The 11,244-nt window shown below is 65.6% G+C and carries 10 protein-coding genes; 5 read left to right on the top strand and 5 right to left on the bottom strand.

Features of this window, described 5'->3' with window-relative positions; translation table 11 throughout:
- Positions 1 to 8: 8 nt before the first annotated feature.
- The 5 genes from HV766_RS10420 to HV766_RS10440 are packed head-to-tail and all read right to left on the bottom strand — an operon-like array spanning position 9 to position 6,624.
- Positions 9 to 500, bottom strand: a complete 492-nt coding sequence (locus HV766_RS10420; RefSeq protein ID WP_175181121.1) for an aromatic-ring-hydroxylating dioxygenase subunit beta — start codon at positions 498 to 500, stop codon at positions 9 to 11.
- Positions 497 to 1,816, bottom strand: coding sequence for an aromatic ring-hydroxylating dioxygenase subunit alpha (locus HV766_RS10425; protein ID WP_054457389.1), 1,320 nt, complete (start codon positions 1,814 to 1,816; stop codon positions 497 to 499). Before HV766_RS10425 ends, HV766_RS10420 begins: the two co-directional genes overlap by 4 nt.
- 23 nt (positions 1,817 to 1,839) lie before the next feature.
- Positions 1,840 to 2,817 (bottom strand): PDR/VanB family oxidoreductase, encoded by a 978-nt coding sequence (locus tag HV766_RS10430; protein WP_054457387.1) that lies wholly within the window; start codon positions 2,815 to 2,817, stop codon positions 1,840 to 1,842.
- Between the two features lie 26 nt (positions 2,818 to 2,843).
- Complete coding sequence (locus tag HV766_RS10435; RefSeq protein WP_175181122.1) at positions 2,844 to 4,388, bottom strand: indolepyruvate oxidoreductase subunit beta family protein; 1,545 nt, start codon at positions 4,386 to 4,388, stop codon at positions 2,844 to 2,846.
- Positions 4,389 to 4,401: 13 nt separating this feature from the next.
- On the bottom strand, positions 4,402 to 6,624 hold the full coding sequence (locus HV766_RS10440) for a ferredoxin family protein (protein WP_175181123.1): 2,223 nt from the start codon (positions 6,622 to 6,624) through the stop codon (positions 4,402 to 4,404).
- Between HV766_RS10440 and HV766_RS10445 the strand changes: the two genes are divergently transcribed.
- The 5 genes from HV766_RS10445 to HV766_RS10465 all read left to right on the top strand — a co-directional run bounded on the left by HV766_RS10445 (position 6,605) and on the right by HV766_RS10465 (position 11,240).
- A complete protein-coding gene (locus HV766_RS10445; RefSeq protein WP_125472485.1) occupies positions 6,605 to 6,793 on the top strand; it encodes a hypothetical protein in 189 nt (62 codons plus the stop codon). The genes HV766_RS10440 and HV766_RS10445 overlap by 20 nt on opposite strands.
- A 201-nt stretch (positions 6,794 to 6,994) precedes the next feature.
- Entirely contained in the window at positions 6,995 to 7,492 is a 498-nt protein-coding gene (locus HV766_RS10450; protein ID WP_175181124.1) for a MarR family winged helix-turn-helix transcriptional regulator, read from the top strand.
- 188 nt (positions 7,493 to 7,680) lie between these two features.
- A complete protein-coding gene (locus HV766_RS10455; RefSeq protein WP_054457379.1) occupies positions 7,681 to 9,252 on the top strand; it encodes an ABC transporter substrate-binding protein in 1,572 nt (523 codons plus the stop codon).
- Positions 9,253 to 9,336: 84 nt separating this feature from the next.
- Positions 9,337 to 10,326, top strand: coding sequence for an ABC transporter permease (locus HV766_RS10460; RefSeq protein ID WP_054457377.1), 990 nt, complete (start codon positions 9,337 to 9,339; stop codon positions 10,324 to 10,326).
- On the top strand, positions 10,326 to 11,240 hold the full coding sequence (locus tag HV766_RS10465) for an ABC transporter permease (RefSeq protein WP_054457374.1): 915 nt from the start codon (positions 10,326 to 10,328) through the stop codon (positions 11,238 to 11,240). The genes HV766_RS10460 and HV766_RS10465 overlap by 1 nt, the downstream gene beginning before the upstream one ends.
- Positions 11,241 to 11,244: the final 4 nt, after the last annotated feature.

Here is an 11,244-nt window from a genome sequence, read left to right on the forward strand (position 1 = left end):
AGCCGCTCCTACATGAACAATTGGATATTGCCGAAGGCCGCGTCGCAGTTGACGAGGTCCACGCGCTTGAGACGGATGCGCAAGACGCCGTCCTGCTCCACCAGGTGGTGGGTGGTCCAGCCTGCATACAGCGTCTGCGCGTCCTGCCGCGTCTCGACGTAATGGAAGGCGGTGCGTACCACGTGGCGGCCTTCGGCGGGGGCGGCATCGGGATGGCCGTGCTCCACCGTGGGCGCCTGCAGCAAGTGGTGGCAGCGGCTCTTGGGCTGTTGCGAAAACGTGCGCTGGCCGGCCAGCCGCTCCACGCGCACGCGCAGCAGCAGCTTGTCTTCGTACATGAGCGAGGCGTGCAGCCTGGGATCGGTCTGGCCATGGGCCAGCGGCATCCAGTAGTAGCCGTCTTCGGTGTACAGGTTCAGCCAGTCCTCGAAACGCAGCTCGTCCAGCATGCGCGCCTCGGCGTAGACAAAATCGATCAACTCGCGGTCGCTTGCGCTCATACCGACTCCGGTCCGGTCATGTAGCGGCCCCATGCGCGGTACTGGTTGCGCATCTGCCATTCATTGGTGCCATTGGTGGCGACGTTCTTTTGCCCGACCTCGTCGGGCGAGTACAGCCGGCCCACGTTGACCCAGTCCCGCGCCCGCGATTGCAGGCCGTCCTGGGCGCGCTCGTACATTTCCAGGTCGTCGTGCCCGACCACGGAGGTCGGCGCGTTGATGAGGCGGTTGTACATGAGCGTGCGTTCCAGCAGCAGGTCGGGCGCGCCCACCAGGCGGAAGGTCCAGGATTCCACCAGCGTGCGGTCGGCTGCGATGGGCTTGAAGACGCGCAGCGTCTGGATCGGGCCCTTGACCATGATGTTGGGGAAGTACACGGTGTTGTGGCGCACGTCGCCCAGGATCTGCTTGGCGCGTTCCTCGCCGTAGGCCGCGACCATGGAGTCCCAGTAGCCCGGAATGCCCGAGTACGAGGCATGGATGGAGTCCGACACGCCGGTATGGCCGTGGCCGTTCTCCCATACGCGGATGCCCATGTTCTCGAAGAACTCGTAAGGCGAGATGAAGGGGGCGAACAACTCGACGGCCATGGGCTTGGGCGTGCCTTCCGGCGCCTGTTCCCAGACCTTCACGGCGGTGCCTGCGGAGGACTCATGCGCCACCATCGGGTGGCAGGTGTCGGTCTGGTTGTCGACCAGCATCTTCCAGTTGCAGCGGTGCATGTAGCGCAGCACGCCGCCGGCGACTTCCAGCCGGCCCTCGGGCGAGCGGTCGACCATGTTGTCCAGGGTGGACAGCGATTCGCCGAAGAAATCCTCGAAGGACTGGCCCTCGGGGTTCAGGCGGCAGAACACGAAGCCGCGATGGTTCTTCACGTCCTTCACGGCAGCCATGCCCTGGCTGGCTTCGCAGTTTTCCAGGCCGGTGTTCTCGTAGCCCTTTTTCAGCGGGATGGACAGCAGGCTGCCGTCGGTCTTGAAGGTCCAGGCGTGATAGGGGCAACGGAAGAACTTGCCGGTGTTGCCGCAGGCTTCACCCGCCACCATGGTGCCCTTGTGCGGGCAGCGGTTGTGCAGCACCCGCACCGAGCGGTCGCTGTGGCGCACCATCACCACGGGCTGGTTGCCCACTGTGGTGGTGATGTAGTCGCCCGGGTTGGGGACCTGGCTGTCGTGGCCGACGTAGACCCAGGTGTTGGCGTACAGGCGTTCCATCTCCAGCTCGAACAGCTCCTGGTCGATGAACAGATCCTTGTGCACCTCGGTGTCGCGCAGCAGGGCGCGGATGGCGTCGGGGTTGTCGCGGTATTTGGCCATGAGGGCGCTTCCTTGCGTCGGGGCTACAGGTCCAGCACCAGGCGCGCCGATTTCGCGCGCGAGATGCAGATCTGGATGATCTTGCCGCTGGCCTTCTCGGTGTCCGAGAGGTAGTAGTCGCGGTGGTCGGGTTCGCCTTCCAGCACGGTGGCCTGGCAGACGCCGCATTCGCCGCGCTTGCAGTCGTACATCGGGTCGCAGCCTTCCTCTTCCATCACGTCGATGATGGTCTTGTCAGCGGGGATGGTCAGCACCCGGCCCGACTGGCGCAGCTCGACCTCGAAGGGCTGGTCGCCGGCCTGCGGTGCAGCGGTGGCGAAAAGTTCGAAATGGATATGGGCGTCGGGCCAGTGGCGTGCGTGCGCGCCCTGGATGACTGCGTCGATCAGGCCCTTGGGGCCGCAGACATACAGGTGCTGGCGCGGCGAGGATGCGTCCAGCAGCGCCTGCAGGTCGAAGCGGCAGGACGGATCGTCGTCCGCGTGCAGGCTCAGGTCGTCGCCGGCCAGGGCCTGCAGTTCGGGCAGGAAGGCCAGCTGGTCCTTGCTGCGGCCGCAGTAATGCAGATGGAAGGCGCGTCCCGCGGCCTTGAGCGCCGCGGCCATGGATGCCACCGGCGTGATGCCGATGCCGCCCGCGATCAGCACGACGGGTTCGTCGCCGGCAGGCGATTCGTGCAGCGGGAAATCATTCTTCGGGCCTTCGACATCGAGCGTGTCGCCCTCGGCCAGCGCATGCATGTGGCGCGATCCGCCCTGGCTGGTTTCCTCCAGGCGCACGCCGAGCCGGTACTCCGCGGGCTGCGCGAACTTGCCGGCTTCCGGCGCCAACTGCACCAGCGAATAGCAGCGCGGCTCGCGCAGGCCCGGCACCGTCACCTTCAGGTGCGCGCCCGGTCCGAAGGCAGGCAGGGGGCCGGCGTCTTCGCGCGCCAGCCGGAACGAGCGGATCAGCGGCGATTCCTGCCGGACTTCCCGGACGATGAGTTTCAGTGTCTGCACGGCGTTTGTCCCTATCTTTGCTTGTCTCAGGCCGCCAGCTTTTCAGCCAGCTGGCGTTCCATGGGGCCGCATTTCTCGTTGGCCAGCGCGGTCTCTCGCAGCGAGCGCAGCGTTTCGGCGGCGTCGGGCCGGCCGGCCAGTTGCTCTGCCGCCGCGATCAGCTGGCGGTACTTGCCGCCGCCGCGCACGTGGGTGTCGCTATAGCCTTTGACCAGGCGGCGGCAATTGACGGTTTCGACGGCCAGCGCGTAGTCGCGCGGGACCAGCCGGGCGATCAGGTCCAGCCATTGCGCGAGGCCGGCGGCCTCGGCCTGATGGCGCAGCGTGCTGCGGCGGAAGCGTCGCATGCCGGCCAGCGTGTACAGCATCAGGAAACCGCCCAGCGTGCCGCTCTGCATGCGACGGCCGTGGCCCAGCCGGCGTTCGACGAAGCCGCCGAACGACTTGGAGTTTTCGAGCCAGCGGCCCAGCCCGGCGGGCAAGGTGCCGCAGATCTCCTCCAGGCGCGGATGCATGAATTCGGTGGTGTAGACCAGCTGGTCCGGGCGCGCGCCCACTTCCTGGCGCACGCGGTCGAAACGCGTGGCGCGGGTCTTCAGGTCGGCGACACGGATCACGTCGTCGTAGGCCATGGCCGTGGCCACGTAGCGCGCGGCGGCACAGGTCAGCGTCCATTGCCGGGCCTCGCCGCCATGGGCGGCGTCCAGGTCGCGGATGGCCTTCATGTGGCGCAGGTATTCGGTGGCGTAGGCCAGGTCCTGGAATTCGATCTGGCGGCGCGTGCCCGCGGCCAGCATGGGCTGGGCACAGGCGGGAAAGTCGCGTTTGATCGTGTCCAGCAGGGCTTGGGCCTTGGCGCTGGCGGCGCGTTCCGGCACGGCGGGCACCGGCCGGGCCAGGTCGATGGGTGCGGGTTGCGCGGGCGCCTGGTCGGCGGATTCGTAGCCCAGCGCGAAGGCGCGCAGGCTGGCTTCCACGCCCAGGCCGGCGCGCCGCACCGTGGCTTCGAAATCGTCGCGCGAGAACGGCAGGGCGCCGCTGCCGGCTACCGCACCGAACAGGCTGGCGCTGATGACGCTGCCGGCGCGGTCGGCCAGGTCTTGCAGGTCGAAGCAGAGGAAGCGCTTGGCCGCGGCGCGGCCCGCTTCCAGCACCTTGTTGGGATCGGCGATACCGTTGCCGGGCGCGGATTTTTCGCTGACCGCGTAGCTGCGGTGCGACGAAGTGAGCAGCACCGTGCGTTCCGGCGTGACCAGTCCGCGCTGGATGGCGCGCCCGCCTTCCATCAATTCGGCGGCGACCACAAGGTCCACGTCGCCCGGGGTGGGCATCAGCGCCAGCGCGGGCTGGCGGCCGGCGCGTTGCACTTCGGCTTCGGGCAGCAGTTCCAGGTAATAGATGGTGGCGCCGGTGCGCTGGGCCACGCCTGGCACCGAGGTGGTCTGGGCCCACCAGCCGGCGTGCTCGGCCATGTCGACGATCCAGTCGGCCAGCACGCCGCCGCCTTGGCCGCCCATGGCCAGGATGGCGATCTTGATCGGATTGGCTTGTTGCATAGCGGCCGGGTTCATGGAACGGGAATCCTCAGAGGGCGTGGTGGGCCAGGCGCGCGGCGCGGCGGCGTTGCAGGAAGCCGATGACGGCGGTGCGCATGCGCGCCATGAAGCGGTCGCGGCCGGTCGGGTTGTGGACGATATCGGCGCGGTAGAAGGACGGGCAGAGCACCGCGGCATGGGCGACTTCGCCGCAGTTGCCGCAGCCTACGCAACTGCTTTCCACGTGCGCCACCGGATCTTCCTTCAAGGGGTCGCCGCTGTCCTTGACCGTCAGCGACGGGCAGCCCGACAGGCGAATGCAGGCATGGTCGCCGGTGCAGACGTCAGGGTCCACGCCGAAGCGTTCCTTGACCACGCGCTTGCCTTCCTTGACTGCCTTGTTGAACAGCGGCTTGATGCGGCGCTGCTTGTTCAGCATGCATTCCGATTGCGCGATGATGACCTTGGGGCCTTTGATGTCGGTGGTCAGCGCCTCTTCGATGGTGGCGCGCACCTTGGCCACGTCATAGGTGCGGTCCAGCGTGCGCACCCACTTCACGCCCACGCCGCGCACGGCCTGGTCGATGGGATTGTTGGTGGAGCGGTCCGGGTTTTCGGCGCGCGAGGACAGGATGTCCTGTCCGCCGGTGGCCGAGGCGTAGAAGTTGTCGACGATGACGATGACGCCGTCGTACTTGTTGAAGACCGCGTTGCCGATGCCCGAGGACAGGCCGTTGTGCCAGAAGCCGCCGTCGCCCATGATGGAGATGGGGCGCTTGGCGGCCGGCACGTTGAAGGCCGCCGCGCTGGAGGCGCCCAGGCCGTAGCCCATGGTGGTGGCGCCCAGGTTGAACGGCGGCAGGATCGAGAACAGGTGGCAGCCGATGTCGCAGGAAATATGGTGCTGGCCCAGCGTTTCCTGCGCCAGGGTCAGGGCCGAGAAGATAGGCCTTTCCGGACAGCCCGTACAGAAGCCGGCGGGCCGCGGCGGCACGACCGCCGCCAGGCCTTCGACGTGCTTGTGGAAGGTGATGGGCTGCTCGGCCGGACGCGCCGGCTTGGGCCGCGCCACCTCGGTGATCTGGAGCTGGCGTTCCGCGGCCTGGGCATCGGCCAGGGCGGCGGGATGCGTCTGCAGCGATTCCGGGCGTTGCCGCTTGAGGAATTCGCGCAGGCCGTCGCGCATGACCTGGGTGGTGTATTCGCCCGCCATCGGCAGCACGTCCTTGCCGGACAGCTTGGTGTCGATGCCGGCGCGGCGCAGCACGGCGTGCAGGTTCTGTTCGATGTAGTCCGGCTGGCCTTCTTCCAGCAGCAGCACGGCGCGCTTGCCGCGGCAGAAATCGATGACCTCGTCCTCGATGACGGGGTAGGTCACGTTCATGACGTACAGCGGGATGCGGCTGTTGCCGAAGTTGTCGGCCAGGCCCAGCAGCTGCAAGGCGCGGATCACGCCGTTGTAGAGGCCGCCTTGCAGGATCAGTCCGATATCGTCCTGGTCGCCGTCAAAGTGTTCGTTGAGCTTGTGTTCCTTGATGTAGCGGATGGCGGCGGGCCAGCGCTCCTTGATCTTTTCCTGTTCGTGCAGGAAGGAGGCAGGCGGCAGCACGATGCGGCTGGTGTCGCGCGCCGGGCTTTCCAGCGCCTGCGCCAGCGAGAAGGCGGGGCGCTTGTTTTCCTTGGCGATGAAGCGGCCGTGCACGTGGCAGCCGCGGATGCGCAGTTGCAGCATCACGGGCGTCTTGCTGGCCTCGGACAGCTCGAAGCCGTCTTCCACCGCCTTGACCATGCTTTCCAGGTTGGGGCGCGGATCCAGCAGCCAGATCTGCGACTTCATGGCGAACGCGTGCGAGCGTTCCTGCATGATGGACGAGCCTTCGCCGTAGTCTTCGCCCACGATGACCAGCGAACCGCCGGTGACGCCGCCGGAAGCCAGGTTGGCCAGCGCGTCGGATGCGACGTTGGTGCCCACGGTGGACTTCCAGGTGACGGCGCCGCGGATGGGGTACATGACCGAGGCGGCCAGCGTGGCCGCCGCGGTGGCCTCGGAGGCGCTGGCCTCGAAATGCACACCCAGTTCCTGGAGGATGTCGTTGGCGTCGGCCAGCACGTCCATCAAATGCGAGATCGGCGAACCCTGGTAGCCCGCGACGTAGCCCACGCCGGACTGCAGCAAGGCCTTGGTGACCGCAAGAATGCCTTCTCCGCGGAACTCTTCGCCCGCGCCGATGCGCAACTGCTGGACTTCTTTTTTGAAAGACCTTTCAGCCATTCTGGCACTCCTTCGCGGCCCGGCCTGCGGGTCTCAATGGTTGCTGCTGCGCAGCATCGTCACGTCAGGAAATTCTCGTCTTAAAAATACTTTAGGAGTCAACGTTTTAGCTGTCAACAAAAAAGATGAAATTTCATGGAAAACAAAAAATATCACGCTAAAACAATGACGTATATACTCGTTGTTCTCTAGGCCGCAGTGCTGTTCCGGCGCTGTGATGGTGCAAAAACGGGTTGCGATTCCGGGTATACCCTGTGCTGCGCAACAGCATTGCGGCACATCATGGCGCGCGCATGCGCCGGCGTGGTGCAATGCGCATTTCGTCGGGCCGGCGTCGGCCCTGGTTTCCGGTGCGTGGGAGCAAAGCAACATGCGGTTGGACAAGCAGCGGGACACGGCCGCGGCGGCGCACAAAGGCCGCTTCGTCGATGGCTATCTGGCCTATCTGCTGGCGCAGGCCAGCCAGCGCATTTCGGCGGAATTCCATCTGCAGGTGAAGGCGGCCGGCCTGTCGGTGACCGAGTGGCGGGTACTGGCCAGCTTGGAGGGCAGTCCCGGTGAAACCATAGGCACGCTGGCGGTGCTGGCGATCACCAAGCAGCCCACCTTGAGCAAGGTGGTGCAGCGCATGGAGGCCGAAGGGCTGGTGGCGCGCACGGGCGTGCGGGCGGACCGGCGGCAGACGCGCGTCTGCATCACCACCAAGGGCACGAATCTGATCGCCGCGCTGTGCGAGCAGGCCTTGCAGCACCAGAAGGCCGTGCTGGCCCCGTTCGGCGAGGAAAAGGCCGCGATGCTGATCGACATGCTGGAGGTGCTGATGACCGAGCACGTGCCGCTGGAATTGTCGGCGCCGGACGAGGAATAGGCGGGGGCGGGGGCGGGCCGCATGCCCAACACTGTTTACTTCGATTATTTTGTTACAAACTTATGTGTCCCCAATTGGTTCTCCCTCTGTGAAAACCGTCTACGGTACGCATAAACCCTCAATTGACGGAGGTCCTGCGGCTAGGCAATATCGCGCCGGTATTCAGACTACAGTCAGGAGTTGAACCTATGCGCCGCACTTTGATTGCTATCGCGATCGCCGCCGCCGTTGCCGTGCCCACGATCGGGCAGGCCAAGACCTTCCGCTGGGCCGCCCAGGGCGACATCCTCACCTTCGATCCGCACTCGCAGAACGAAGGCATGACGATCGCCGCCAACAGCTACGTCTACGAACCGCTGGTGGACTACGACAAGTCCTTCAAGGTCAACCCGCGCCTGGCGACGGAGTGGGAGCAGGTTTCGCCCACGCTGTACCGCTTCAAGCTGCGCCCCGGCGTGAAGTTCCATGACGGCGCCGCCTTCACCGCCGACGACGTGGTGTTCTCGATCCACCGCGCCATGGCGCCCACCTCGAACTACAAGGCCTACACCACCGGCATCAAGGAAGCCCGCAAGATCGACGACCTGACGGTCGAGATCGAGACCTCGGCGCCTAACCCGGTGCTGCTGCGCCAGCTGACCAACGTGTTCATCATGAACAAGGCCTGGTCGGAAAAGAACAACGTCGCCAAGCCGCAGGACTTCGTCAACAAGGAAGAGACCTACGCCGCGCGCAACACCAACGGCACCGGCCCCTACAAGCTGAAGTCGCGCGAAGTGGACGTGCGCACGGTGTTCGAGGAAAACAAGGACTGGTGGAACAAGGGCGGCAAGGTCGGCAACGTGACCGAAGTCGTGTTCACGCCGATCAAGCAGAACGCCACGCGTACCGCGGCGCTGCTGTCGGGTGAAATCGACTTCGTGCTGGATCCGGCGGCCCAGGACCTGGATCGCCTGCGCCAGTCGGCCAAGGTCGTGGAAGGCAACGAATACCGCACCATCTACCTGGGCCTGGACCAGAAGCGTCCGGAACTCCAGTATTCCAACATCAAGGGCAAGAACCCGTTCCAGGACATCCGCGTGCGCGAGGCGCTGTATCGCGCGATCGACGTGGACGCCATCAAGCGTGCCGTGATGCGCGGCCTGTCCGCGCCCACCGGCACGATGATCGCGCCGCAGGTGCACGGCTGGGCCCAGCAGCTGCAGGCGCGCGTGCCCTATGATCCGGAAAAGTCCCGTGCCCTGCTGAAGGAAGCCGGCTACGACGGCACGCTGAACTTCACGCTGGATTGCCCGAACAACCGCTACATCAACGACGAAGCCATCTGTCAGGCGGTGGTCGGCATGTGGGCCAAGGTCGGCGTCAAGGCCACCATGAACGCCATGCCGCGCTCCACCTATTTCCCCAAGGTGCAGTCGTTCGACACCAGCGCCTACCTGTTCGGCTGGGGCGTACCCACGTTCGACGCCATGTACACGCTGCAGAACCTGATTCGCACCAAGGGCGAGGGCGCGGACGGCATGTACAACCTGGGCAACTACAGCAACAAGGAACTGGACGTCATCATCGACCGGATCAAGACGGAAACCGATCCGGCCAAGCGTGACGCCGACATCATCACCGTGCTGCAAGGGCACGCCAAGGACTTCGGCCACATCCCGCTGCACGACCAGGTGATTCCCTGGGCCATGCGCAAGAACGTCACGGTCATCCACCGTGCCGACAATCGCCTCGTTGCCGATTGGGTCAAGGTTGACTGATCCAGGCTAATCAAACGGCGGGGCCCGTCAGCCTGTTCATGATGAACAGGCCGACGGGCTTTCGCTGTTTCGCCTTTTCCGCCTATGTTTGCTTTCATACTGCGTCGCCTGTTGCAGGCCGTAGCGGTGATGCTCACCGTCGCGCTACTGGCCTTTGTGCTTTTTCAATATGTCGGCGACCCTGTCACCATCATGCTGGGACAGGACGCCACCGATGCCGAGCGCATCGAACTGCGTGAGCGCCTGGGGCTGAACGAGCCCGCCATCGTCCAATTCGGCCATTTCGTGGCCAACGCCGTGCAGGGCAATTTCGGCATCTCCCTGCGCCAGAGCGAACCCGTATCTTCCTTGCTGAAATCCCGCCTGCCGGCCACGCTGGAGCTGTCCATGGTGGCGGCCTTGCTGGCGCTGCTGGTGGGCGTGCCGCTGGGCGTGTACACCGCGCTCAAGCGCAACAGCTTGCTGTCCCAGCTGCTGCTGGCCGGGTCGCTGCTGGGCGTGTCGCTGCCCACCTTCCTGATCGGCATCCTGCTGATCCTGGTGTTTTCCGTGCAACTGGGCTGGCTGCCCAGCTACGGGCGGGGCGACACCGTCAGCGTGGGCTGGTGGTCATCGGGGTTGTTCACCGCCACGGGCTGGAAGCATCTCATCCTGCCGTCCATCACCTTGTCGCTGTTCCAGATGACCCTGGTGCTGCGCCTGGTGCGTTCGGAAATGCTGGAGGTGCTGCGTTCGGACTACATCAAGTTTGCCCGCGCCCGCGGCCTGAAGCGTCGCGCCATCCACTTCGGCCACGCGCTGAAGAACACCATGGTGCCGGTCATCACCATCACCGGCCTGCAACTGGGCGGCATCATCGCCTTCGCCATCGTCACGGAAACCGTGTTCCAGTGGCCGGGCATGGGCCTGTTGTTCATCCAGGCGGTGCAATTCGCCGACGTGCCCGTCATGGCGGCCTACCTGTGCCTGATTGCGCTGGTGTTCGTGGTGATCAACCTGATCGTCGATCTTTTGTATTTTGTCGTGGACCCGCGCCTGCGTTCCGGGCTGACCCGCGGCGGGGGGGCTCACTGATGCGCGCCGTACTCAAACGCTGGTGGGACAGCGACATTGCCTGGGCCTGGCGCCGGGCGCCCGTGGCGATCATCGCCACCGTGATGCTGGCGCTCCTGCTGATCGGCTCCTTCGGGGCCGGTTGGGTGGCGCCGCACAACCCGTTCGACCTGACCAAGGTGGAACTGCTGGACGCCTTGCTGCCGCCCGCCTGGGAGGCCAATGGCCTGCCGACCTACCTGCTGGGCACCGACAGCCAGGGCCGCGACCTGTACTCGGCCATCCTGTACGGCACCCGCGTGTCGCTCTTGATCGGCCTGGCCTCGGTGCTGCTGTCGATGCTGATCGGCATCGTGCTGGGGCTGATCTCGGGCTACGCGGGCGGGCGCATCGATGCGTTCATCATGCGCATCGCCGACGTGCAGCTGTCGTTCCCCGCCATCCTGATCGCGCTGCTGATCGACGGTGTGGCGCGGGCGGCGGTGCCGCGCGAGCTGCATGAGCTGATCGCGTTCCCGGTGCTGATCGGCGCGATCGCGCTGGCGGGCTGGCCGCAGTATGCGCGCACGGTGCGCGGCTCCACCCTGGTGGAGAAGAACCGCGAATACGTGCAGGCGGCGCGCGTGATCGGCGTGGCCTCGCCGGTCATCATGTTCCGCCACGTGCTGCCCAATGTGCTGGGTCCGGTGCTGGTGCTGGCCACGGTGCACCTGGCCACGGCCATCATCACGGAGGCCACGCTGTCGTTCCTGGGCGTAGGCGTACCGCCGACCGCGCCGTCGCTCGGCACGCTGATCCGCATCGGCAACGACTTCCTGTTTTCAGGGGAGTGGTGGATCACCATCTTCCCGGGTGCGGCGCTGGTGCTGCTGGTGCTGTCGGTCAACTTGCTTGGCGACTGGCTGCGCGATGCGCTCAACCCGCGTCTGAATTGAGGTT

This window comes from Achromobacter aegrifaciens (assembly GCF_902859735.1).
Taxonomy (GTDB): Bacteria; Pseudomonadota; Gammaproteobacteria; order Burkholderiales; family Burkholderiaceae_B; genus Achromobacter; species Achromobacter aegrifaciens.

Excerpts from the sequence above, each read along its gene's own strand:
- HV766_RS10450 (WP_175181124.1), top strand. The coding sequence starts at position 6,995 with ATGCGGTTGGACAAGCAGCGGGACACGGCCGCGGCGGCGCACAAAGGC.
- HV766_RS10440 (WP_175181123.1), bottom strand. The coding sequence starts at position 6,624 with ATGGCTGAAAGGTCTTTCAAAAAAGAAGTCCAGCAGTTGCGCATCGGC.
- HV766_RS10455 (WP_054457379.1), top strand. The coding sequence starts at position 7,681 with ATGCGCCGCACTTTGATTGCTATCGCGATCGCCGCCGCCGTTGCCGTG.
- HV766_RS10435 (WP_175181122.1), bottom strand. The coding sequence starts at position 4,388 with ATGAACCCGGCCGCTATGCAACAAGCCAATCCGATCAAGATCGCCATC.
- HV766_RS10425 (WP_054457389.1), bottom strand. The coding sequence starts at position 1,816 with ATGGCCAAATACCGCGACAACCCCGACGCCATCCGCGCCCTGCTGCGC.
- HV766_RS10465 (WP_054457374.1), top strand. The coding sequence starts at position 10,326 with ATGCGCGCCGTACTCAAACGCTGGTGGGACAGCGACATTGCCTGGGCC.
- HV766_RS10420 (WP_175181121.1), bottom strand. The coding sequence starts at position 500 with ATGAGCGCAAGCGACCGCGAGTTGATCGATTTTGTCTACGCCGAGGCG.
- HV766_RS10460 (WP_054457377.1), top strand. The coding sequence starts at position 9,337 with ATGTTTGCTTTCATACTGCGTCGCCTGTTGCAGGCCGTAGCGGTGATG.